Origin of the sequence: Cellulophaga tyrosinoxydans, from assembly GCF_900176415.1 — a bacterium.
Classification (GTDB): Bacteria; Bacteroidota; Bacteroidia; order Flavobacteriales; family Flavobacteriaceae; genus Cellulophaga; species Cellulophaga tyrosinoxydans.
Genome location: NZ_FWXO01000003.1, coordinates 202,724 through 226,645, shown reverse-complemented (window position 1 = coordinate 226,645; position 23,922 = coordinate 202,724). Strand labels below are relative to the sequence as shown.

Annotated in this window: 20 protein-coding genes and 1 other RNA gene; 15 read left to right on the top strand and 6 right to left on the bottom strand. The window is 31.9% G+C overall.

Features of this window, described 5'->3' with window-relative positions:
* Nucleotides 1–60: 60 nt before the first annotated feature.
* The 10 genes from B8963_RS10545 (at nucleotide 61) to B8963_RS10500 (ending at nucleotide 12,651) form a co-directional block, all read left to right on the top strand.
* Nucleotides 61–1,425: a lipopolysaccharide biosynthesis protein gene (locus tag B8963_RS10545; protein WP_159447292.1), complete on the top strand. Its 1,365-nt coding sequence runs from the start codon at nucleotides 61–63 to the stop codon at nucleotides 1,423–1,425.
* A 12-nt stretch (nucleotides 1,426–1,437) separates the two neighbouring features.
* Nucleotides 1,438–2,715 carry a glycosyltransferase family 4 protein gene (locus B8963_RS10540; RefSeq protein ID WP_084061482.1) on the top strand — a complete coding sequence of 426 codons (1,278 nt, stop codon included), beginning with the start codon at nucleotides 1,438–1,440 and terminating at the stop codon, nucleotides 2,713–2,715.
* A gap of 129 nt (nucleotides 2,716–2,844) precedes the next feature.
* The gene (locus B8963_RS10535; RefSeq protein ID WP_143312515.1) at nucleotides 2,845–4,110 is read left to right on the top strand and encodes a hypothetical protein; all 1,266 of its coding nucleotides are present in this window, start codon (nucleotides 2,845–2,847) and stop codon (nucleotides 4,108–4,110) included.
* A complete protein-coding gene (locus B8963_RS10530) occupies nucleotides 4,111–4,950 on the top strand; it encodes a glycosyltransferase family 2 protein (protein WP_084061480.1) in 840 nt (279 codons plus the stop codon). It begins immediately after the preceding gene.
* Nucleotides 4,951–4,979: 29 nt separating this feature from the next.
* Nucleotides 4,980–5,681 carry an acyltransferase gene (locus B8963_RS10525; RefSeq protein ID WP_084061479.1) on the top strand — a complete coding sequence of 234 codons (702 nt, stop codon included), beginning with the start codon at nucleotides 4,980–4,982 and terminating at the stop codon, nucleotides 5,679–5,681.
* Between the two features lie 52 nt (nucleotides 5,682–5,733).
* Nucleotides 5,734–6,846 (top strand): glycosyltransferase family 4 protein, encoded by a 1,113-nt coding sequence (locus tag B8963_RS10520; protein WP_084061478.1) that lies wholly within the window; start codon nucleotides 5,734–5,736, stop codon nucleotides 6,844–6,846.
* Nucleotides 6,843–7,934: a glycosyltransferase family 4 protein gene (locus B8963_RS10515; protein WP_084061477.1), complete on the top strand. Its 1,092-nt coding sequence runs from the start codon at nucleotides 6,843–6,845 to the stop codon at nucleotides 7,932–7,934. Before B8963_RS10520 ends, B8963_RS10515 begins: the two co-directional genes overlap by 4 nt.
* A gap of 174 nt (nucleotides 7,935–8,108) precedes the next feature.
* Entirely contained in the window at nucleotides 8,109–10,457 is a 2,349-nt protein-coding gene (locus tag B8963_RS10510; protein WP_084061476.1) for a GumC family protein, read from the top strand.
* A gap of 116 nt (nucleotides 10,458–10,573) precedes the next feature.
* On the top strand, nucleotides 10,574–12,199 hold the full coding sequence (locus B8963_RS10505; RefSeq protein WP_084061475.1) for a glucosamine inositolphosphorylceramide transferase family protein: 1,626 nt from the start codon (nucleotides 10,574–10,576) through the stop codon (nucleotides 12,197–12,199).
* 266 nt (nucleotides 12,200–12,465) lie between these two features.
* Nucleotides 12,466–12,651: a hypothetical protein gene (locus B8963_RS10500; protein WP_084061474.1), complete on the top strand. Its 186-nt coding sequence runs from the start codon at nucleotides 12,466–12,468 to the stop codon at nucleotides 12,649–12,651.
* Between the two features lie 280 nt (nucleotides 12,652–12,931).
* Here the strand turns inward: B8963_RS10500 and ssrA are convergent.
* Nucleotides 12,932–13,330: a transfer-messenger RNA gene (gene ssrA, locus B8963_RS10495) on the bottom strand.
* Nucleotides 13,331–13,634: 304 nt separating this feature from the next.
* On the opposite strand from ssrA, the gene B8963_RS10490 reads away from it, so the two are divergent.
* Entirely contained in the window at nucleotides 13,635–14,837 is a 1,203-nt protein-coding gene (locus B8963_RS10490) for an NAD(P)-dependent oxidoreductase (protein WP_084061473.1), read from the top strand.
* Nucleotides 14,838–14,840: 3 nt separating this feature from the next.
* On the opposite strand, the gene B8963_RS10485 is transcribed toward B8963_RS10490, so the two are convergent.
* On the bottom strand, nucleotides 14,841–15,503 hold the full coding sequence (locus B8963_RS10485) for a DUF1361 domain-containing protein (RefSeq protein ID WP_084061472.1): 663 nt from the start codon (nucleotides 15,501–15,503) through the stop codon (nucleotides 14,841–14,843).
* 152 nt (nucleotides 15,504–15,655) lie between these two features.
* Here B8963_RS10485 and B8963_RS10480 point away from each other — a divergent pair, with 152 nt between their 5' ends.
* Complete coding sequence (locus B8963_RS10480; RefSeq protein WP_084061471.1) at nucleotides 15,656–16,117, top strand: hypothetical protein; 462 nt, start codon at nucleotides 15,656–15,658, stop codon at nucleotides 16,115–16,117.
* Between the two features lie 57 nt (nucleotides 16,118–16,174).
* On the opposite strand, the gene kdsA is transcribed toward B8963_RS10480, so the two are convergent.
* Entirely contained in the window at nucleotides 16,175–16,993 is an 819-nt protein-coding gene (gene kdsA / locus B8963_RS10475; RefSeq protein ID WP_084061470.1) for a 3-deoxy-8-phosphooctulonate synthase, read from the bottom strand.
* A gap of 173 nt (nucleotides 16,994–17,166) precedes the next feature.
* Between kdsA and typA the strand changes: the two genes are divergently transcribed.
* Both typA and B8963_RS10465 read left to right on the top strand, forming a co-directional pair.
* A complete protein-coding gene (typA, locus tag B8963_RS10470) occupies nucleotides 17,167–18,966 on the top strand; it encodes a translational GTPase TypA (RefSeq protein WP_084061469.1) in 1,800 nt (599 codons plus the stop codon).
* 106 nt (nucleotides 18,967–19,072) lie between these two features.
* Nucleotides 19,073–19,972, top strand: a complete 900-nt coding sequence (locus B8963_RS10465; protein WP_084061672.1) for a hypothetical protein — start codon at nucleotides 19,073–19,075, stop codon at nucleotides 19,970–19,972.
* Between the two features lie 67 nt (nucleotides 19,973–20,039).
* Here the strand turns inward: B8963_RS10465 and ppgK are convergent, their stop codons facing one another.
* The 3 genes from ppgK to B8963_RS10450 form a co-directional block, all read right to left on the bottom strand.
* Entirely contained in the window at nucleotides 20,040–20,786 is a 747-nt protein-coding gene (gene ppgK / locus B8963_RS10460; protein ID WP_084061468.1) for a polyphosphate--glucose phosphotransferase, read from the bottom strand.
* A gap of 68 nt (nucleotides 20,787–20,854) precedes the next feature.
* Complete coding sequence (locus tag B8963_RS16200; RefSeq protein WP_084061467.1) at nucleotides 20,855–21,670, bottom strand: NUDIX hydrolase; 816 nt, start codon at nucleotides 21,668–21,670, stop codon at nucleotides 20,855–20,857.
* Between the two features lie 54 nt (nucleotides 21,671–21,724).
* Nucleotides 21,725–22,408 carry a cell division ATP-binding protein FtsE gene (locus B8963_RS10450; RefSeq protein ID WP_084061466.1) on the bottom strand — a complete coding sequence of 228 codons (684 nt, stop codon included), beginning with the start codon at nucleotides 22,406–22,408 and terminating at the stop codon, nucleotides 21,725–21,727.
* A gap of 176 nt (nucleotides 22,409–22,584) precedes the next feature.
* Here B8963_RS10450 and B8963_RS10445 point away from each other — a divergent pair, with 176 nt between their 5' ends.
* On the top strand, nucleotides 22,585–23,823 hold the full coding sequence (locus B8963_RS10445) for a PAS domain-containing sensor histidine kinase (RefSeq protein WP_084061465.1): 1,239 nt from the start codon (nucleotides 22,585–22,587) through the stop codon (nucleotides 23,821–23,823).
* Nucleotides 23,824–23,922: the final 99 nt, after the last annotated feature.

The window sequence follows — 23,922 nt, the reverse complement described above, 5'->3', positions numbered from 1 at the left end:
TTTCGTGGCTTAAGTAATTTTAGTTTATGAAAAAAAATAAACACTATAATAAAATCAACATTGGGAAATATTTTATCTAAAATTATAGATTTTGTTGGTTTTGAACATGTTAGAACTAAACAAATTGTTAAACATATTGGCTGGGCTTTTATATTTAAAATTGGCACTATTATTTCAAATTTTCTTCTTGTTCCTCTAACGATAAATTATTTAGACACTGAAAACTATGGAGTTTGGTTAACACTTAGCTCTTTTATTATGTGGTTTTCTATATTTGATATTGGCTTAGGGCATGGTCTTCGAAATAAATTTGCTGAAGCGAAGGCAAAAGAAAATTATCAAGATGCACAGGCACTTGTAAGCACGGCGTATTATACAATTGCATGTATAAGTATATGTATGATGGTGATATTTTTTGTAGTTAATAATTATATTAAATGGTCAACAGTTTTTAATACAAGTGTAGAGTTAGATAAAACATTAGATATTTTATTACCTGTGGTATTTGTTTTTTTTGCCATTCAGTTAATCGTAAAATTAATAACTACGATTTATCAAGCCAATCAAAATCATTCAATTGATAATAAAATTCAGTTTTTTACACAAATATTATCTTTATTCGCTATATGGATTTTAACTAAAAGTAATGAAAGTTCTCTATTAATATTTGGGTCTATTTTTTCAGCTATTCCTGTGATTATTTTAATTGTTTTAAACACTTATGCCTTTAATTCAGAATTTAAAAATTTTAAACCTAGATTTCGTTTAGCGAGTAAGAAGTATCTTAAGGATATTACGGGTATTGGTTTTAATTTTTTTATCGTTCAAATAGCTGCATTAGTTTTATTTTCAACAGATAATTTTATTATTACCAATCTTTTTTCTCCAGAAGAGGTGGTGCCCTATAACATTGCATACAAGTATTTTTCAATACTTTTAATGGTTTTTGCGATAGTGACAACTCCTTATTGGTCTTCTTTTACAGATGCCTTTGCTAGGAAAGATACAAATTGGATTGAAAATTCAGTAAAAACGTTAATGAAAATATGGTTATTTGTACCAATAGGGTTAGGATTAATGTTGTTTTTGTCTGATTGGTTTTATGAATTATGGGTTGGTGATAAAATAATAATACCATTGCAATTATCCTTGGCAATGGCTCTTTTTGTGGCCATTATGACATTTAATATGATATATGTTAATTTTATAAATGGCGTTGGAAAAATTAGACTTCAATTATACACATCTGTGTTAACAATGTTTCTAAATATTCCTTTAAGTATGTTTTTTGGAAGATATTTGGAATGGGGTACTACGGGTGTAATCTTGGCAACTTGTTTTTGTTTGGGGTATACCTTACCATTATGGCCGATGCAGTATAAAAAAATAATAAATGGCACTGCTGTAGGTGTTTGGAACAAGTAAATAAATAATAACATGAAAATTCTTTGGTTTAATGAAACGGGTTCTTTATACGATCATGGTAAGAATAGTTATCATGGTATTGGTTGGGTAGAGTCCCTGGAGTTATTGGTTGCAGAAGCATCTGATTTGGATCTAGCAATTTGTTTTTTTTCTGAAACAGAGAACAAAAAAGTTAAAAGAGGTAGTACCACGTATTATCCACTAAAATATAATTCCACGAGAATTAACCCTTTTTCTAAATTACTAAAAAATTGGAATGGAGATCTTGAAGACATAGATTTAAAAAGTGATGTGCAAAAAGTTATAGATGATTTTTCTCCTGATGTCATTCACGTTTTTGGTACGGAAGGATCTTTTTCAGTTGTTCAAGAATTTACAAATATCCCAGTTGTTTATCACCTGCAAGGATTAATTAACGGTTGCATTAATACATTCTTCCCTGTTAATCAATCTAAATGGAATTTTCACTTAAATCCAAAATATATTTTAAATACTTTGAAGGGTAATAATCCAGGTTTCGACTTTAAAAGGTTTCGGAACCAAGCCTTAAGAGAAGCTAAAGTTTTAGAAAACGCTAAGTTTGTAATGGGTAGAACTCATTGGGATAGAAAAGTGGCAGAGTTATATAATATGCAGGTTAAATATTATCATGTAGATGAAGTTTTAAGGCCAGTGTTTTATGAAAAGCATAATTTAGAACAAGGCAAGTCTAAACTTAGAATAGTATCTACTCTATCTCCAACAATTTATAAAGGTATAGATCTCGTTTTGAAGGCAGCCCAAAAGCTAAAAGAGTTAGCTAAAATAAATTTTCAATGGGATATAATAGGGCTTAGTGAAAATTCACAGCTTCTAAAGCATTTTGAAAAATCGGATAAAATAAATCATAAGAAAGTAGGTATAAAATGCCATGGAGTAAAAAGTCCGACTGAGCTAATTGAAATATTAAAACATGCTAATGTTTATGTACACCCTTCTTATATAGACAATAGTCCAAATAGTATTTGTGAGGCTCAAATTTTAGGGTTGCCGGTAATAGCTTGTAATGTGGGCGGTATAGCTTCTTTAATTCAAAATAAAGAAACTGGTATTTTGATCCCCTCAAATGGTGTTTTTGAATTAGTTCATGAAATTACAAGATTAGCATTGAAAGATAATACTGTAAATATACTAGGTAACAATGCTCGTAATATAGCTTTAGAAAGACATGATAAGGAAAAAATACTTGCTGATCTTATTAATGTTTATAAGGATTTAATCCATAAGAGTTTTTATAAAAAAGCTAATTAAATTAAACTAATTAGAATTTCATTAACATTAATAATTTTGTTATTCTTTTTGTTGATATGATTGTCAAAATATTAATTTTTATAAATATCAAAAATGCAGATTACTAGATTAAAAATAGAGTATGCCTTTTTGTATTTTACCGTTATTTCGTTAGTAGTTACGGATGCCTTAACAGTGATTGAAATAAATGGAACATTCAATTACCAGTTACAATATGGAACATATATCATTGCATTTTTGAATTATATTTCAGTGTTTATCTTTTTTAGAATAAAAACTCTTTATGGTTTGTCAGATGTAAATAAGTCGGTAGTAATATGTTATAATATCTGGTTATTCTATCTTATTTTTTCGCTATTTCGAGGGTTTTATCTAGCTGAAGATTATTGGTCATTTAAATTTTTTTCTTTAGAATCTGTTTTGTTTACTTTAATTGCATTAGTATTTTATTTAGGACAAAACCTGACATTTTTTTGGTCTATTTTGCAGTTTTATTTAAAAAAAATATTGTTGTTTGGTTTTTTGTTAATACCATTAACAATCTTAACAGATTCTGAACTTTATGGTAGGTTAATGTTACCAACTGTAATTTTTATTATTTTCATTCCATATTTGAAAAGAAAGTGGGTGATTTTAATATTAACAGTTGTAACCGCAGTAGTGTTAGTAAATAGTTCGTGGAGGGCAAATCTAATAAAAATTGCAATTTCATTTCTAATAGTGAGTGTTTACTTTTTTAGAAGGTTTTTTAATAAAACAATAATTACCATAATTTGGTTATCCTTTTTTATTACACCTATTATTTTCTTATATCTAGGATTGTCGGGAAATTATAATTTATTTCAAGAAGCGAGTAAAAACGAGGATTATACTTCTAAAGGATCAACTGGAGAAGAGGAATCTTTAAGCGCTGATACGCGAACATTTTTGTATGAAGAAATAATATTAGATGTTGCTATTAATGAGGGAATTATTTTTGGCAAAAGTCCATCTCAAGGATATATTTCAAATTTTTTTTATGACACTGGTGGAGCCGTTAAGGACTTAAGATATAAGTCAGAGGTACATATTTTAAACCTATTTTTGTATTTCGGTATTTTTGGAGTTTTACTTTATTTAATACTGATTCTAATTGTATCATATTTAGCTATATTTAAGTCAAATAATTGGTTGGCAAAAATGCTTGGGTTGTTAATATCTTCTCGATTTATGATGGCATTTATTGAGGAATCTACTACATATGATTTAAATTATTATTTTTTTTGGCTTTTGATAGGATTGTTAAGCTCCAATCAATTTAGAATATTAAATGATAAGGAAATTAGTGTTTGGCTTTTACATGGGCCTAAGTTTTTAAAATTTAAATATTTACAAGCACATATAGAAGATAAATAAATGAAAAAGTTTGTTGCAGTTCTCTTAACCTGTCACAATAGAAGAGAGAAAACATTAAGTTGTTTAAATTCGCTTTATGCCGCTACGTTACCAGCAAACCATTTGCTGACTATATTTTTGGTGGATGACGGCTCAAATGACGGTACTGCTGCAGCGGTAACAAAAGAGTTCCCTGAAGTGCGTATCCTGCAAGGTAATGGGGAATTGTATTGGAATCGAGGCATGCATTTGGCTTGGCAAACTGCACAAGAAGCTGCAGATTTTGATTTTTATTTATGGTTAAATGACGATGTCAAGATTAAGCCTAATGGTATTGAGGTATTGTTGAACAATCATGAAAACTATCCCAATAGTATTATTGCTGGCGTCATGGCTTCAGAAGTAGACGGTAAAATTACCTATGGAGGTTTTGATAAAAACGAGAAACAAATAGTTTTTGATGCCAAGGAACCTTTGCCTTGCTTTTATATCAATGGGAATATGGTTTTAGTGCCAAAAATAGTAAAGGATAAAACGGGTATTCTAGATCCTATGTTTCCACATGCTACGGGGGATTTTGAATATGGTTTACGAGCTAGAAAAAATGGTTTTGAAACAAGAATAAGTTCAGGTATAGTAGGGTATTGCGAGTCTAATCCGCTACCGCCAGCATGGCAACGACCAGAAGTTAGCCTTATTAAACGAGCAAAGTCCTTATATGCGCCAACCGGATATTGCCATCCTTTTTACTTTTTTAGGTATGAATTACGACATTTTGGAATTTTTAGAGCAGTAAAACACTTTTTTACATTGCATTTACGAATGTTGATGCCTAGCCTATGGATTACAAAATCTGTTTAAAACACTCTAGCAGAAATAATTTATTTTAAATGAAGCAAAAAATTAAAAAATTTATTAAAGGCCATCCTTTACTTTTAAAGTATACTAGAATAATTTTAAATCCAGGGAAAAAATTGCCTTCTTTTAAAAAGATAATGAAAGGCAAAAATAACACACTTAATATAAGTTCATCGGCGATATTAAGATCATGTATTATTGAAATTACGGGAAATGGCAATAAAGTTTTTATTGAAGAATCTGTGATATTAAATAATGTTAAATTATATATTATAGGAGATAAGAATAAGATACATATTTCTAAAAATGTTTGGTTTAATCGAGGAGGCGTTATTTGGATAGAGGATTGTAATTGTAGTGCTTTAATTGGGCAGAATTGTAAATTTGAAGATGTACACATTGCAGTGACAGAACCTAATTCAAAAATAACGATTGGCGATGATTGTTTATTTGCATATGATATAGATATAAGAACTGGAGATTCTCATTCAATAATTGATACCAAATCAAATAAACGCATAAATTTCGCAAAAGATGTTTGTATAGGTAATCACGTTTGGGTAGCCTCACATGTATCTATTTTAAAAGGAGTGAATATAGCGGCAAACACCGTAATTGCAACAAGAAGTACAGTTACAAAGTCTTTCGATAGAGAAAATATTTTAATAGGTGGTTCGCCCTCTAAAATATTAAAAGAGGATATTAATTGGGATATAAATAGACTTACCCAGTAGTAGTAATTATACTATTATAAACCAAACTATGTTAATTTTTTAAAACATTTATATGAAAAAAAAGCTTTTGGTTTTTCATAATGCACTAGCTCCTTATAGAGTTGATTTTTTTAACGCTCTGCATGATAAATATGCGGCGAATTTTTATTTTGAACTGCAAAATGTTAGTGATCAAAAGTTTGATCAGGATAATATTAAAAGAAAATGCAGCTTTACTTGTAATTATTTAGAAAAAGGTTTTGGTTTATTTGGAAGGACAATACGATTTGGAATTATTAATGCAATAAATAGGCATAAGCCTGATATAATATTTTGTAATGAGTATAGTCCGGTGACTTTGGTGGTATTTATTTATACTAAATTATTTAAACCAAATATAAAAGTTTACACTTTGAGTGATGATAGTATTATGCAATCTATTGATAGAAAAGGAATTCGTTCTATTTTGAGAAGTATTGTAACCAAAAATATAGAAGGAGTAATATTTACAAGCAATGAGGTTTCTAATTGGTATTATGAAAATATTTCAAAAAAAACAAAAACACTAGAACTGCCTATTATACATAATGAAGAAAAAATAAGATTAAATTACTCAAAAAGTATAGAGGTAGCCAATCAAAATATAAAGAAATACGAATTATCAAATAATAAAATTCTATTATTTATAGGCCGATTAGTAGAAGTTAAAAATATTGATTTTTTAATTAAAGCTGTTTCCAAAATACAAGAAAATAATTTTAAACTGATTATAGTAGGTGAAGGAGAGTTACGGGATAAGTTAGAAGACCTGGTGATTTCTTTAAATTTGAGTTCCAAAATTATCTTTATTGGAAGGAAAGAAGAAGAGGAATTGTATAATTGGTACGTATTTTCGCAAGTTTTCATATTGCCAAGTATTTATGAACCATACGGTGCGGTTATAAATGAAGCCTTAATAGGGGGTTGCCATATTTTATGTTCGGATCATGCCGGTGCTGCAAGTTTAATAGACAAAAGTAATGGTCAATTGTTTAATCCAGAAAATGAAGCCGAGTTAGTTGAAAAAATACAGAATACATTAAAAAATATTAAACCATTAGAAGGTGAAGTTAAATTTTTAAGGGATAATAAAATGCCTTTCACTTTTCAAGAAATGATTCAGCAATTTTTTTTAAAACTGGAATGAAGAAAATACTTTTTATATTGCATTTACCTCCTCCTGTTCATGGAGCAGCTATGGTAGGTGGGTTTATCCGAGACAGTAAAATTATTAATTCTACATTCACTACTAAATTCATTGATTTAGGTACATCTGCTAGTATTCAGGAAATTGGGAAGAACGGAGTAAAAAAGTGGATGAGATTTTTAAAAATATTTAAAGAGACGATAACTAGCTTGCTGGTTTTTAGACCAAAACTGGTATACATGACATTAAACTCTCATGGTAATGGTTTTTATAAAGACTGTCTGGTTGTTTTGATTTTAAAAATTTTCAGAACAAACATCATCTATCATTTTCATAACAAAGGAGTAGCGGATTATCAAGATAAATGGTTCGACCATTTATTATACCTATTGGTGCTTAAAAACGAAAAAGTAATTCTTACTTCCCCTTATTTATATTATGATATTAAAAAATATGTAAAGGAAAAGAATGTTTACTATTGCCCCAATGGAATTCCAATTATAGATGATTCTCCTAGTTTAATAAAAAAAGATAATGATAAAGTCCGACTCTTATTTTTGTCTAATTTACTAAAATTCAAGGGTTTGTTTGTGCTTGTTGATGCATGTAAAATTTTAAAAACAAGAAAGGTGGTATTCCAAAGTGTGGTTGTGGGTGGTGAAGGAGATATTTCAAAAGAAGAATTTGAGAATATAATTAAACAGAATAATATTTCGGATGTATTATTTTATGTAGGTAGAAAATATAATGAAGAAAAAGCAGCTGAATTTAAGAATGCCGATATTTTTGTACACCCTACTTTAGATGATTGTGCTCCAATTGTATTGCTCGAAGCCATGCAGTTTTCATTGCCAATGGTTTCTACTTTTGAAGGCGGTATTCCAGATATTATTCAGGAAGGGAAGTCCGGTTTTTTGGTGCAAAAGAATGACGCCACAAGTTTAGCGGATAAGATTGAAATTTTAATCAATGATGAATTGTTAAGAGAAGAAATGGGGGCTTATGCAAATAAGCGATATGCAACGCACCATACCTTGGCTGTTTTTGAAGAAAATCTAGTGTCCATTTTAAAAGCTCCTTTCAATTAAAAGGGTTCCTTTTAGGAGGAAAAGCCGCTAGAGTGACAATTTAACGTATTAAAAAACCTTGCACCGAAACAAAGCCTAAGTAAAAAAGCGAATACCTAACTTTGCAAGTTGATAGCCGGAGCAGAAAGTTGGAAAAAATAAAAATTTAACACTAGCCATAATAGTTATAATAAGATGAGTAAAAAACCTTTTAGTTTAGATCTCGAGGAAAAAGAAGATGTTTTTGATTTAAAAAAATTCCTTTTAAAATATTACAGGCAATGGCCCTATTTTTTACTCGGGCTTATTTTGTGTGTAGCTGCAGCACTTTTTGAAATAAGATATACGCCGGTTAATTACCAAACCGTTGCTAAAATTAAAATTACAGATGATAAGCAGGAAACCGATATAGCCTCGGAAGCGGCTGCAATTTTTACGGGAGGCACCAACGTAAATTTAGACAATGAAATTGAAGTTATACGTTCTTACCGATTAATAGAGCAAGTGGTTAAGGAACTTCATTTAGATGTTTCGTATTACGATTTAGGTACTATTAAAACAACGCAAATTTGGGAAGTTCCTTTTGATTTAAAAAGAGTTACTCCAGATGAAAGTGTTTATGAAGATTCTAGCTTTAAAATCAGCATTCATCCGAATTATTTTAAGATAATTACCGATAGTGAAAAGGAAATAAAGGTACCTTTTCAAGAAACAGAAACTAATGTAGATGGTTTACCATTTACCATCAGATTAAAGGAAAATGAAGATTATAGAAACTACGAACAAGTAAAGTTTTTAGTTACTATTTCTCCTGTAAAAGATGCTGTACTAAATCTACTAGATAATTTATCGGTGGAACCTACGAATAAGAAGAGTGAAATTCTCACTTTATCTCTGGCAGGTGAAAATGCGCAACGGTCTGAAATTGTTTTGAATGAAATTATAAATAAGTTTAATAGAGACGGTATTTTAGACAGGCAGTTGGTCTCCAAACGCACTATAGATTTTATTGATGAACGTTTTTTATACCTAACGCAGGAGCTAGATTCTATTGAAGCAGGAAAACAAGATTTTAAGCAAACCAACAGTTTGTCATACATTGAAGCAGATGCTAGTGTCACCCTACAGAATAAGTCACTAACAGAGAATGAATTAGTAAATGTACAAACGCAAATATCAATCGCGAGACTGTTAAAGCAGTCATTGATGAATCAGGACAACTATAGTTTGCTTCCTGCAGATATTGGCGTTTCAGGATCAAACCTTAATTTATTGGTTGCAGAATATAATAATCTAGTTTTAGAACGAGAAAAATTATTAGTTAGTGTTGGGGAAAGTCATCCTACCTTAAGAGCCATAACTACACAATTAGATAGGTCTAAGACCAATATATTGGCAACGGTAAACAGTTATCAAAATCAATTAAAAGCTTCCCTATCTCGATTAACTACTGAAAGCAATATTACCAATAGTGATTTTGCTAAATTACCAGAAAAGGAAAAGGCATTGCGTGAAATAGAGCGTCAGCAGAGTATAAAAGAGAACTTATTTTTATTATTACTTCAAAAAAGAGAAGAAGCCGCAATAAAATATGCGGTTACAGCACCATCAATTAAGGTGGTAGATTTTGCCATTACCGATGATTCGCCTATAGCCTCAAAGAATAAAATGCTGTTGGGTTTTGCTGTATTTCTAGGCTTATTTATTCCTTTTGCGATTATCTATTTAATAGATTTTTTCAGTACAAAAATAAAGAATAGAGAAGATGTAGAGAAAGTAACACCTGAAGTACCTATAGTGGGTGAAATGCCATTTTTTAAAAATAAAACTAGTTTTGTCGATGCGAATGATCGCTCGGTATTATCAGAGTCATTTAGAATATTAAGCACAAATATTAATTATCTGATGCCTAAAAAAGACAAAGGTTTGGCAAAGGTTATTTATGTAGCTTCATCTGTTAAGGGAGAAGGAAAGAGTGTAACTTCTTTAAACTTGTCTTTAACCTATGCTAGCATACAAAAAAGGACATTATTGATTGGTGCCGATTTAAGAAACCCGCAATTGCACACGTATTTTGACATCAATAAAGATGTGGTAGGACTATCCAATTATCTATACGATAATACCATCAAAATAGAAGATTGTATTCATGACGGATTTGGTAAAAATGAATACCATAAGGTGTGTTTTAGTGGATCTATTCCATTAAATCCAACACAATTATTATCCAATAATTCTTTCGAAAAGTTTATAAACGAAGTGTCTAAACAGTTTGATTATATTATTGTTGATACCGCTCCTACAGTTTTAGTTACAGATACGCTGTTGATTTCGGAATTTGCAGACATAAGTTTATATGTGATTAGAGCAGGGCATACCCAGAAAAAAGTATTAGATTTTGTGAAGGAATTAAATACCTCGGGAAAAATTAAAAATATGGTGTATCTCATGAATGATATTGGTAAAGAAAAACATAATGACTATAATTATGGGTACGGGTATGGTTATGGAGAGAGCAAAAAGAGCAAAAAGAGTAAAAAATAATTAAATTTTACGCACAACACTTAGAACTCATATGGACTTTTAGTATAAAAAAAGTTGATATGAGTTTTTTATTATTCTTGTATATGTGTGTTTTTTTGAATTAAGCTAGTGTAAGAATGAAAATTGGTATAGTAAAAAATAAATTTGAAAGTTTCACCAACAGCGAGCTGCGGATTTTAAAAGAAATTCATGCGAATACCAATTACGAATTAGCGACATTTCTTTATGTGTCAGCTGCCGAAAATTCGGACCAAAATCAACAAAGTTCTTTCTTGCATAGGGCAAAAACTAAATTGGCAAAGTGGTTTTTGCAAAAACAAATACGTATTGAACAAAATTACTTTTTTAAACCCGTGGCAACGGTTACAGAACATACGCTTGGCTTTAAGTTAAAAGATATTCAACAGGTAGACATTTTAGATTCGGCTCATGCCGATGATTTATTTTTTTTAAATTCACTGGGTATTGATCTTTTATTCAATTTTTCAGCTGTAAAATTACATGATGAAATTGTCTCATTGAGTAAAAATGGCGTTTGGACTTTTGATTATTCCAATGCACAAAACTGCCCGAAGTATTGTACTACATTTTGGGAAGTTCTGCATAAAGCACCAATGATTGGAGTTTCTTTAGTAGGGGAGAAGATGGGCCAAAAAGAAAGTTATTTAGTTGATGAAGCTATTTTTAACAGGTATTGGTCTCTAGCAAATACGAAGAATACTGTAATTGAGGGTTCTGTTTCCCTTCTTCTTAAAAATGTAAGATTACTTCAGGAAAATTTAGTGGCTACCAATTTTTCTCAAAAGCCTACTGCCGTTAAAGTTAAAGAACCTGCTTTAGTGCCTGTTTTAAAATACATTTTTTCGTTTTACGGAACACTTTTAAAGAAATCTAAAGAGCGAATACAAACGAAGGTGCATGGCACACGTTTTCATTGCTGGACCTTGTTTACGGGTCATGGAAGTTTTTTAACTGCAGATGTCAATGCGCTAAAGCCAGTAATTTTGCCCAAAGGTGAACAATGGGCAGATCCGTTTTTGTTTGAATACGGGAAGCAAACCTATGTGTTTTTTGAAGCTATACCCAATAGTACAAAGCGCGGAAAAATATCGTGCGGAATAGTAGAAAATAATGAAATTACTCATGTTGTTGATGTATTTGATTTTCCTTATCATATGTCATATCCATCTATTTTTCAGGAAGGCGATGATATATTCTTGATGCCAGAATCATCAGAAAACAAAAAATTAGTAATTTATAAATGCAGAGATTTTCCAAAAAAATGGGAATTATATGCTAATGCATTTGAAGGAGAAGTAATATACGATGCTACTTATTATACAGATATTGACCAGAATAAATGGTTATTTATAAATAAACAAGCAGATGTGAATGCTCCTATGGAAACCGAATTATTTATTTATAGAATAGACTCTTTAAAATTAAATCACATGGAGCCACATGCACAAAATCCAGTGATTATAAATGCTGCCATGGGACGAAACGGAGGTGCTATTTTTTGCGATAGTACTGGTGTTTACAGACCTTCGCAAGTGAATGTAGATGGGGTATATGGCAGGGCATTAAGCATTAATAAAATAGAGAAGCTTACCATAAATGAATATGAAGAAAGACAAATAAAGATCATAAAACCTGATTTTTATCCTGGTCTGTTAGCTACGCATCACCTGCATCAAACAGGCGATAAATTTGTTATAGATGCTGCATATATTAAATTGTAAATCTTACCACTATTTTGTATTTATAGGCTGTTGGGAGGCCTTAAGCGATCGTAAAGGTCTTTTTCGTTCAAGAATTTAAATAGTATTTTCACTTCAAAATTTTATAAAAAAGAGAAAAGACTACAATAGGTATACATTTTCAATACCAAGTATTCCTACTGCAATAATAACTATATGTGTTGTGTAGGTAATAGTTACACAAATGTTTTTTCGTTCATTTAAATTTAGACAATATTATTTGTAACTTTAAGTAAACTTCTAACGGAATGAATTTTTTTAAAAAAATAGGATTAGGTAATACAGTAATGTTGGCATTGTGTCTGGTGATTATTCTCGTGGCAGAATATGTATTTATTAGCGTTGATGAGCTCCACGGAATTTTCATTGGCTTATGGGCACCAACATTATTAGGGGTATTAATATTAGTAAAACTTATAGATAATGGAAGGTAAAGATATTGTATTGTGGTTTTCCATTATTGTTTTTGTTTTGGTTGCCATTTGGGCTATAGCAATGATCAGTAGCTATAATAAAATTGATAAGGATTAAAGTAAAAAATACACTTCTAATTTTTGTCTAAAGCAATGCATATGAAAACTAATTATGCATTAGCTTTTGTTTTGCAAGAAAGACTTATATTTCCTTTTCACCAGACATCTAAAAAACAAAAAAGCCCGATCAAGTAAACTTATCGAGCTTTTAATGTATTAGTCGCAAATCAGTTGCGATTAATCGTGGAGCCGGGGAGAATCGAACTCCCGTCCAAACAAGCAATTACAATGCTTTCTACATGTTTAGTTTTCATTTGTTTTTCGATGCAAAACCGACTGAAAACCGCCTATTTTACACTTAGCTTCTTAAAGTTTTAGTGATAATACCAAAGCAATACTATCCTTGTGTTGACATTTCTGGTGCTCCTTAAAGAATCGCCGCCAACAAGGGCTATTCAGGAACATCTCGCTTCTCTACCTAGTAGAGACGAGGCTAAATCCTACTGTAATTCGGATTAAGCGGCAAGAGCGTAATTATTTTCGCCAATTAAAAGTGTGGAAAATGAGATTTACGAGCTGTAGCCCAGCGCTCGACATGCTTACATCCCAATTGGTCTCGCTGTCAAAACCAGGCGGCCCCTTATTGAAATGTTTATTTTCAAAGAACAAATCCTACTACATACAACGAAATTTTGCGGTAGCGGACGCCAAAGGTAGTTCAAAAAGTATTCCAAAAAAAGTTTTGCACGCCATCTTGTCATTTGTTACATTTGAAACAGATATTAATCATAAAGTTATATTTTAAAAAATTAGTCTACTTGGTTTACGATGCTTCTATTTCTAAAGAAGCAAAAACATAGTAACACTAAGCAATTTGAAATAATGACCATAGCACTAAAGTATTTTATATCAACCAAAAACTTAGTATTCAAAACCCAAAAAGTATGAAATTCGGAATTATAAGAGAGCGTAAAAACCCACCGGACAGAAGAGTGGTTTTATCACCTGAGGCTTGCAAAAAAGTACTGCAAACATACCCAAATGCAGAAGTGTGTATAGAGCCATCACCCATTAGAACCTTTGCGGATGCAGATTATAAAAATCTTGGACTTACGGTTGATTCCAATATGGAAGATTGTGATGTTTTGCTTGGGGTGAAGGAAGTGCCTATTGCTTCGTTAATTCCGCATAAGAAATATTTCTTTTTCTCTCATACGATTAAAAAACAGCCCTATAATAGAACACTTTTAAAGGCGGTTTTGGATAAGAAAATAGAATTGTATGATCATGAGGTTATAACCAATGAAAAAGGACAACGTCTAGTAGCTTTTGGCAGGTATGCCGGTATTGTTGGTGCGTATAATGGATTGAGAGCATACGGACTTAAGTTTGAATTATTTAATCTGCCAAAAGCTGAAACGCTTGGGGATCAAGCGGCATTAATCAGTGAATTGCAAAAAATAAAGTTACCAGCAATAAAAATACTTTTAACCGGAAGAGGTAGAGTAGGCAATGGCGCTAAAGAAATGTTAGATGCGATGAACCTAAGAAAAGTTACTGTTTCTGAGTATTTGGAGCATCAATTTAACGAGCCTGTGTATTGCCAAATTGACGCATCTGAATACAATAAGAGAAAAGATGGGTCTCGCGGTAATAAAGCAGATTTTTTTGCGAATCCGCAGGAATATAAGTCCAATTTTTTTCGGTTTGCTAAAGTAACAGATTTATACATAGCCGGCCATTTTTATGGTAATGGTGCCCCGTATTTGTATTCTCGCGAGGATGCCAAACATCCAGAATTTAACATAAAGGTTGTGGCCGATGTTAGTTGTGATATTGACGGACCAGTTGCGACGACTATAAGACCTTCTACAATCGCGGATCCTATTTACGGATATAATCCACAAACAGAATCTGAAATAGATTACAAAGATGCTAAGGCTATTGCGGTTATGGCAGTAGATAATTTACCATGTGAATTGCCTAGAGATGCTAGCGTTGGTTTTGGCGATGCATTTTTAAAGAATGTGATTCCTGCCTTTTTTAATGATGATAAAAATGGAGTATTAGAACGGGCAAGAATGACTCAAAATGGCAAACTAACCAAACGTTATGCCTATTTACAAGATTACGTAGATGGTGTTTAGGTGTTAATTTGCAGGAATATTTTTCTTAACTAGTAAAGGCTTTATTAAAAGAAATGAAATCCACATAAATCCACCAAAAAGAATAGTCCAAATCCAGGTTTCTTTCATGAAAAGAGTGTGAAAAATACTATAAAATAGCGTATCGGGTTTAGTGAATATATCCCAAGAATTAAATCGTAGAAAGCGGCCTAGGAAGATACCAAATCCACCTAAAATGCAAATAAGTCCAACAACGGAATGGGTGATTTTGGTAGAATATTTATTTTGAAGTAATTTAAAAATATCCAACATAGAAATTATTCCAATCAGAAGTCCATTTATTGCAAAAACTAGTATTAGGGTAAGGTCGAACCATTGTATGCCATAATCGTTATCCACATGCTTTAAATCGGTAACAATGTAAGGGCTATTGGGTATAAATAAAAGCCAAAGAATAATAAATAATACGCCCAAAAATTTAGAATTACTTATTCTTGAACTATAGCGTAGACTTTTTGAAAACACTAAGGGTAATAGAGCTAAAAAAAGATTCCATAAAAGAAAAGTAAACAATATGGTTTGCGTACTTACCACACGAATGATTAGCAAAATTAGTCCTACAACGGTTAGTGTAATGACAATTTTGTACCTGCGATGCGCTTTTATTTGAGCAATAATGGAATTCAATTTATCTTAATTGTAAGTTGATTATTACAACGTGAATTCTTGTTATTTGTTGTTGCCATTTTGCAAATCATTTTTTAGATGCCAGATTGTTTTAAAAGCAATAATTTAAAAAAAAAGTGAGTTTCTAAACCATAACATAAAAACTTTTTAAAATGAAGAAATTATTTTGGTCACTTGTAGTATTAATCACTTTTGTAAGCTGTTCTAGTGATAACGATGATTCTAGCAGTATTAGTAATCAAACCCTAACCGGAACGGTGGAAGGCCAAGCTTTTACTTTTATGGGTGGTCAAGCTTTTTTTAGATCTAGTACAAGTACTGAAGAGATTACAATTTATTTAACCAATGAAGATTTAGGTTGTGAGACTGATTTCTTTGATTATGAATTAACCATTTCAGCTACAGTGCCAAATATGGTGGGCGTTTATACAGATATTAATATTGTGACTCAAAATGGCAATAATACACCATTCAATAGTTTAGGGGAGACTGTGGAGATTACTTCGGTAAGTGCAACTGAAATTTCAGGTAAAATGAAATTAAATAAAGAAGGAAGTGAAATGTTTGCTGAGAGTATTTTTGAAGGCTCTTTTACAGTTTCTATTTGTGAGTAAATATAAACTACAAAAAAATAATAGAAAAGGGTGAACAAAATGTTCACCCTTCTCTATTTATAAACTATTTACCGTTTTTCTAATAGCCACTAGATTAGTTAATAGTTTTTCTAAGTGATCTAAATGTAACATATTAGCACCATCACTTTTCGCGATTGATGGATCATAATGTGTTTCCATAAAAATACCATCAGCTCCAGTAACAATGCCTGCTCGCGCTATAGTTTCTATCATGTCTGGACGTCCACCTGTAACACCGCTAGTTTGGTTAGGTTGTTGTAAAGAATGGGTAACATCTAATACCACTGGGGCATAGGTTTTCATAGTTGGTATGCCTCTAAAATCTACAATCATATCTTTATAGCCAAACATGGTACCTCTATCGGTAATTACTACCTGTTCATTTCCAGAATCGGTAACTTTAGTAACTGCGTGTTGCATGCTTTCAGGACTCATAAATTGGCCTTTTTTTAGGTTTACTACTTTTCCTGTTTTTGCTGCAGCAACTACTAAATCTGTTTGACGAACTAAAAATGCAGGAATTTGTAAAACATCTACATATTCAGCAGCCATCATAGCATCTGATACTTCATGAATATCGGTTACGGTAGGTACTTTAAACGTTTCAGAAACTTTTCGTAATATTTTAAGCGCTTTTTCATCGCCAATTCCAGAAAAAGAATCTACTCTACTACGATTTGCTTTTTTAAAACTTCCCTTAAAAATATACGGAATTTGTAATTTGTCTGTAACGGTTAGTACTCGTTCTGCTATTCGTAAAGCCATATCTTCACCTTCTATAGCACAAGGGCCGCACAATAAAAAGAAGTTATTACTAGTCGTATGTTTTATTTGAGGTATCCTTTCTAGATTCATTTTGTTTGTAATAATTATTATAACAAAGATAATAGAAATTATATCTATTTGGAGTCTCTTGAAAACGCTCAAAATCAGGGTAATAAAAAAATCTTAACTTTAGGTTGCACTTAAAAAAATAGCAGTACCTTTGCCGCGAAATTTAGAGGGGAGTTTTCCCAAAATATAGAGTTATGTCAGCAACAAAGAATATTGCCATTATTGCACACGTAGACCACGGTAAGACTACTTTGGTAGATAAAATTATGTATCACTGTCAATTGTTCAGAGAGAACCAAAACACAGGTGATTTAATATTAGATAACAATGATTTAGAGCGTGAAAGAGGTATTACTATTACTTCTAAAAACGTTTCTGTAGTTTACAAAGGGACTAAAATTAACATCATTGATACTCCTGGTCACGCCGATTTTGGTGGTGAGGTAGAACGTGTTTTAAACATGGCAGATGGTGTTTTGTTATTGGTTGATGCTTTTGAAGGGCCAATGCCACAAACTAGATTTGTATTACAAAAAGCGATAGATTTAGGTCTTAAGCCATGTGTGGTAATTAATAAAGTAGATAAAGAAAACTGTACTCCTGAAGAAGTTCATGAAAAAGTTTTTGATTTGATGTTTGAATTAGGTGCAGAAGAATGGCAGCTAGATTTTCCAACAGTTTATGGTTCAGCTAAAAATAACTGGATGAGCGATGATTGGAAAAATCAAACAGAAAATATTGAGCCATTATTAGATATGGTTATTGAGCATGTGCCAACTTTTGAAGCTAAAGAAGGAACTACTCAAATGTTGATTACTTCATTAGATTTCTCTTCATTTACTGGGCGAATTGCTATTGGTAGATTGTTGAGAGGATCTTTAAAAGAAGGTCAGCAAGTATCTCTGGTAAAAAGAGATGGTAAAATTGTAAAAACAAAAATTAAAGAGTTATACACTTTTGAAGGTCTTGGTAGATTAAAAGTTGAACAAGTTCAGGCTGGGGATATTTGCGCCATTGTAGGTTTAGAAGGTTTTGAAATTGGAGATACTGTGGCAGATATAGAAAACCCTGAAGGATTAAAAACTATAGCTATAGATGAACCTACCATGAGTATGTTATTTACCATTAATGATAGCCCATTTTTTGGTAAGGATGGTAAGTTTGTAACTTCTCGTCATATAAAAGATCGTTTAGAGCGTGAATTAGAGAAAAACTTGGCTTTACGTGTAAATGCTACGGATAGTGCTGATAAATTTTTAGTTTTTGGTAGAGGTGTATTACACTTATCTGTTTTAATCGAAACCATGCGTCGTGAAGGTTACGAAATGCAAATTGGACAGCCACAAGTTATCATTAAAGAAATTGATGGTGTAAAATGTGAGCCAATTGAAGAATTAACTATTGATTTACCGGAAGAAGTTTCGGGTAGAGCGGTAGAAATGGTTTCTATAAGAAAAGGAGAAATGACAAGTATGGAGGCGAAAGGTAACCGTATGGTGTGCCAATTTTTAATTCCATCTAGAGGTATTATTGGCTTAAGAAATCAATTATTAACAGCTACAGCTGGTGAGGCAATTATGTCGCATAGATTTTTAGAGTATCAGCCTATGAAGGGTGATATTCCTCAACGTCAAAATGGTTCACTTGTTTCTATGGAATTAGGAAAAGCTATTCCTTACTCTATTGATAAATTACAAGACAGAGGTAAGTTTTTTGTTGATCCAGGAGAAGATATTTACGAAGGTCAGGTTATTGGTGAAAACTCTAGAGGTGATGATATGACAGTTAACATTACTAAAACAAAAAAATTATCTAACGTACGTTCTTCAGGAGCAGATGATAAAGCTAGAATTATTCCTGCAATCAAGTTTTCTTTAGAAGAAGCTTTAGAGTATATACAAAAAGACGAATATGTAGAAGTTACTCCTAAACATTTGCGTTTAAGAAAAATATATTTAACAGAGAATGAGCGTAAGCGAAATAAAATAGCATAATTTAAAATTTTTATACTAGAAAAAGCCACAATGAAAGTTGTGGCTTTTTTTATGTAATGGTTTTCAAAATGCTGCGACTACTAGTTCTCATAGTAAAACTATTAGAATGAAAATTGACTTTAAATTAATTGCAATAGCACTATTGCTTGTTGCTGCAGGGTGTAAGGATAAGCCAAAGAATGAGCTAGTAATGGAAGATACTAAAGTAGTGGCTGCCTATCCTATATCGGAAAAATGGATTGCAAATAGAGTTGAAAAGGCTAAGACAAGATTAAATGCTTCGGAGGCTGGTAAAGTTATATGGAACGCAATGGAAGCACAAGGGGGTTTGGCAACTTGGTATGCTAACGGTTACTTAACATTTAGATTTGATTACCAACCTGAAGATGGTTCAACACGAAGAAATTCTTACCAAACTATAGATACATGGAATAACAAAGCAAGGCATGCCAGTTTTGAAGATAGTACGGCAATATTTGGCTGGGATGGTAAAGAAGCTTGGGTAAAGGCTAAGGATACTACAGCATTTGAATATGATACACGTTTTTGGGCTTTAACACCTTTGTATCTAGCAGGGCATCCTTTTGTTTTAGATGGTGAAGGTGTAAATCTTGAACTTCTGGATCAGAAGGAGTATAAAGGAAACTTGCAAGATGTGGTTAAAGTTACTTTTGAAGCAAATGTAGGCGATGCACCAGAGGATTATTATGTATTATATTTTGATACAAATACGCATATAATAAGTGCTGTTAGGTATATTGTTTCATATCCCGAATATTTTCCGAATGGAGGTCATTCACCAGAAAAAATAATGGAAATAATAGGGCAGAAGAGTTCTAAGGGCATTCTTTTACCAACTGGATTAAAAACGTATTGGTTAGATGAGCACGAGGAAATGGGTGCTTACATTACCAAGATAGATATTAGTGATGTTGATTTTATTCCCCAAGTGCCTGAGGGATATTTTTCTAAACCAGAAGGCGCTAAATTAGTGCCAAGTAAATAGGAATAAATGAAATAAAAAATGCCTCAATTTAAATACAAAATTGAGGCATTTTTTTATAGTAATTTTTTTAGATAGGTTTTTTCATGTGAGCCGCTGTTGCAGCACCAATGATACCTGCATAATTTTGTAGTTCTGCAGGAATTACCGGAGTATCTATTTTTATATATTTTTTGTATTCTTCAAAATCTTTAGAGGTTCCTCCGCCAAGAATTATTAAGTCTGGAGATACTATTAATTCTATAGCTTCAAGAAATTTATTGAAACGTTTACCCCATTTTTTGTAACTTAATTTTTCCTTTTCTTTAATTGAAGCAGCTGCATAATGTTCAAATTTTTCGTATTTCTTATACGGTATCTGCCCCAATTCGAAATTAGGTAGTAACTGACCATTATAAAAAGCGCCACTGCCTAAGCCCGTACCAATAGTTATCATAAGAACTAGTCCTTTCTGTCCTTTTCCCACACCGTAATTCATGGTTGCATAACCAGCAGCATCAGCATCATTAATTACAGTAACCGGTAAGCCAGTAAAATCACTAAAAAGTTCTTCGGCATTAACGCCTAGCCATTCTTTGCTCAGATTTCCATGCGCTTTACAAATACCTTTTTTAATAATCGTTGGAAAACCACAGCCAATAGGTCCGCTATAATCAAAGTGTTTTACTATTTCAGCAAAAACTTTAGCCATTTCCTCTGGCTTTCTTGATTTCGGAGTTTCTATTCTAAAGCGTTCTGTTAGTAATTCGCCTGTTTCGGTATTTACTAAAGCTCCTTTCATACCAGAGCCTCCAATATCAATTCCTAATAATGTCATGAAGTTAATGTTCTAATGTTGAACAAAAGTAACGAAAAAATATGATGATTTTAAGGGCTAGATGATCATCAAAGTAAGATGCCTTTCTGAAATAAATAATCAAATATTAATTGATCAACCTCGGAAACCTTATCTCTGTCTTTGTATTGTAGCCATACAATTTCTTCTATTTCGGATGCGGCTTCAAGCTCGCCTAAATAGGTGCCAGAGTAGCAGGTCATGCGAACTAGAGTGCCTTTTTTATGTGTATCGGCTTGTGCTTCAAAAACGCCAACAAATTCTAAAGATTTAACTATTAAATCTACTTGTAGTTCTTCTTTTATTTCTCGGAGTAGCGCTGCATGATCAGATTCATTTTTTTCGCGCTTGCCGCCTGGGATATAATATTTTTCTTTGCCAAAACTCCTTGTGCTTAAAATTTCAAAATTAACGATGTGAATCCAAGCCAGTTTGTCTATAATTTGTTCCGAAGGCTCTATATAATAATCAATAGAGTTTAATGTGTGATTAGGGTCTATTTTGTCGAGAATCCAATCAATGGCTAATCCAAACTTGGTTAAGGTTTGTAGTTGTTTGTTTCTGCCTAAAGCGCTGGAGATGGTTTCGTCTCTATTTCCAAATTTATAGCCATTGGGTTTTATCCAAAGTAAATTTAAAAGATGTTGCATTACTACATTGCCCAATTGGTCTACAGAAATAGCAATTTTTAGGCTGTATTCGCCAATACCTTTAACGCCTTTGGTGAATAATTTGTAGAAAAATGCATAAATAAAACCAATGGGTACCGTAATAAAAAATAGTACAAGTGATATTAGAAATAAGAGAACACCAATAAAAGCGTTCGTTTTTTTATCGGGTTGATTGGTCTCTTTTTTTAAGATCATTAAAAGTAGTTCTTGGTCTTATCTATTATGAAAATAGCATAAAATAAGTTTGTGTTACATGGCTTTTTGCACTACTTCAAAAACCTTATTTCCGTCGCATTTTAAAGTTTTAGAAGGGTATTTTAATAAAAGTGCATAATCATGTGTTGCCATTAAAATGGTTCTTCCTGTCTTGTTAATATCTTGTAATACCTTCATTACTTCCACACTAGTCTGAGGATCTAGGTTGCCTGTAGGTTCATCGGCTAATATTAATTCAGGATCATTTAAAAGTGCTCTGGCAATAGCAATTCGCTGTTGTTCACCTCCGGATAGTTCATGCGGAAATTTAAAGCCTTTGGTTTTCATGCCTACTTTGTCTAAAACCTCTTCAATTTGAGAATCCATTTTAGATTTATCTTTCCATCCCGTAGCCTTTAAAACAAAAAGTAGATTGTTGTTTACAGTGCGGTCTGGTAATAGTTTAAAATCTTGAAAAACAATACCCAATTTTCTTCTTAAAAATGGAATATCTTTTTCTTTTAAGGTTCTTAAATCAAAATCAACAACACTACCTGTACCTTGTGTTAATGGGAGATCGCCGTAAAGTGTTTTCATGAAACTACTTTTGCCACTTCCTGTTTTGCCAATTAAATAGATAAACTCTCCTTTTTTAATTTCTAGATTTATATCATTTAGCACTAGATTTTCTTTTTGAAAAACAGCAACGTCTGTTAATTTTAAAATGCTTTCAGTCATGGTAGATAAATGTTGATATAAATATAGTAATACCATATTAAAATTAAAGTAAACTTTAAAAATATAGTTGGTATTCTTCTTATACTGGAACCTTGTTAATTTATAGTATTAATTTACTTAAAAATCTGTATATTAGCCAAGAACAAGTGTTTTTTTAATATCAATATGTAGCTATTATGGAAGGCAACCGCCATAAAAAAGCTGGTCAGAATTTTGAAAATACAAAAGCAGAGCCCAATGGGCACAATGAAATTGATGGTAAAAAGAATTTTTCTGAAGGCTTATTAACAAATTCTAAACTCGAATTTCTTTTAAAGAAGGGGGATGAAAGCGAAATTTATACGCGCACAATACTTGATAGTATGGGTGATGCTATTTTTGTTAAAGATGAGCAGAGTAAGCTTATATTAGTTAACGATTCGTTTTGCGAATTATTTGGGTTATCTAGAGAAGAGATTATTGGAAAAACATTAGCAGAGCATGTCTCTGATGAAGAAAGAGAATTGTTTTTGCAAATAGATAGGCAAGTACTTGCTGATGGAATTGAAAATATAAATGAAGAAACGCTTACCTTAAGAGGTGGTGAGCAACAAATTATTTCTACACGAAAATCTAGATTTGTTGATGCAACTAACAAAAAGTATATTATTGGTGCCATTCGCGATATAACCGCAAGTAAAAAGGCAGAACAAGCCTTACAAGAAAGCGAAAAACAATTACGAGAATTAAATGCTACTAAAGATAAATTGTTTTCGATTATTGGACATGATTTACGGAGCCCGTTTAATAACATTTTATCACTAACAGAAATATTAAGTAACGACGAAAATAATACGAATCCCGAAACATTGGAATTGTATTTGGGCATGATTAATTCTACTTCAAAATCTACCTTAAAACTTCTTGAGAATTTATTGGAATGGTCACATTCGCAAACAGGACAGATAAATTTAAAATCTGAGAAAGTAAATGTGATGGCACTAATTATGGAAGTTCAAGAATTGGCACAACACATAGCAAAAACTAAAAACGTAATTCTTCAAGAGCCAAATTTACAGCCAATAGAACTATTTTCTGATGCTAAAGTGCTCAAAACAATTCTAAGAAATTTATTATCTAATGCAATTAAGTTTACCAAATCTGGCGGAAAAATTGCAATATCAGTTATAGAAAAAAATAACGATGTAGAATTTGTAGTTTCAGATACAGGCGTGGGAATGAGTAATCAAGTATCTCAAAAATTATTCAATATTGCTACAAACATGTCTTTGCCTGGAACAGCAAATGAACAGGGTTCCGGTTTTGGATTAATACTTTGTAAAGAATTTGTAGAAAAATTAGGAGGTAAAATTTGGGTAGAAAGTCAATTGGGTAAAGGGAGTGATTTTAAATTTACAGTACCAATTTCAAAATAGATTTCTCTAAATCTAGCATTTACTTTTTGATAAATAAATCTTAAAGTTTTTCAGATAGTTCATTAGACCTAAATTAAATTAAAATAAAAAGTATCTTCG

Excerpts from the sequence above, each read along its gene's own strand:
- B8963_RS10540 (WP_084061482.1), top strand. The coding sequence starts at position 1,438 with ATGAAAATTCTTTGGTTTAATGAAACGGGTTCTTTATACGATCATGGT.
- B8963_RS10530 (WP_084061480.1), top strand. The coding sequence starts at position 4,111 with ATGAAAAAGTTTGTTGCAGTTCTCTTAACCTGTCACAATAGAAGAGAG.
- B8963_RS10500 (WP_084061474.1), top strand. The coding sequence starts at position 12,466 with ATGAATTTTTTTAAAAAAATAGGATTAGGTAATACAGTAATGTTGGCA.
- B8963_RS10445 (WP_084061465.1), top strand. The coding sequence starts at position 22,585 with ATGGAAGGCAACCGCCATAAAAAAGCTGGTCAGAATTTTGAAAATACA.
- B8963_RS10505 (WP_084061475.1), top strand. The coding sequence starts at position 10,574 with ATGAAAATTGGTATAGTAAAAAATAAATTTGAAAGTTTCACCAACAGC.
- B8963_RS10465 (WP_084061672.1), top strand. The coding sequence starts at position 19,073 with ATGAAAATTGACTTTAAATTAATTGCAATAGCACTATTGCTTGTTGCT.
- B8963_RS10490 (WP_084061473.1), top strand. The coding sequence starts at position 13,635 with ATGAAATTCGGAATTATAAGAGAGCGTAAAAACCCACCGGACAGAAGA.
- B8963_RS10450 (WP_084061466.1), bottom strand. The coding sequence starts at position 22,408 with ATGACTGAAAGCATTTTAAAATTAACAGACGTTGCTGTTTTTCAAAAA.
- B8963_RS16200 (WP_084061467.1), bottom strand. The coding sequence starts at position 21,670 with ATGATCTTAAAAAAAGAGACCAATCAACCCGATAAAAAAACGAACGCT.
- ppgK (WP_084061468.1), bottom strand. The coding sequence starts at position 20,786 with ATGACATTATTAGGAATTGATATTGGAGGCTCTGGTATGAAAGGAGCT.
- B8963_RS10510 (WP_084061476.1), top strand. The coding sequence starts at position 8,109 with ATGAGTAAAAAACCTTTTAGTTTAGATCTCGAGGAAAAAGAAGATGTT.
- typA (WP_084061469.1), top strand. The coding sequence starts at position 17,167 with ATGTCAGCAACAAAGAATATTGCCATTATTGCACACGTAGACCACGGT.
- kdsA (WP_084061470.1), bottom strand. The coding sequence starts at position 16,993 with ATGAATCTAGAAAGGATACCTCAAATAAAACATACGACTAGTAATAAC.
- B8963_RS10480 (WP_084061471.1), top strand. The coding sequence starts at position 15,656 with ATGAAGAAATTATTTTGGTCACTTGTAGTATTAATCACTTTTGTAAGC.
- B8963_RS10520 (WP_084061478.1), top strand. The coding sequence starts at position 5,734 with ATGAAAAAAAAGCTTTTGGTTTTTCATAATGCACTAGCTCCTTATAGA.
- B8963_RS10525 (WP_084061479.1), top strand. The coding sequence starts at position 4,980 with ATGAAGCAAAAAATTAAAAAATTTATTAAAGGCCATCCTTTACTTTTA.
- B8963_RS10515 (WP_084061477.1), top strand. The coding sequence starts at position 6,843 with ATGAAGAAAATACTTTTTATATTGCATTTACCTCCTCCTGTTCATGGA.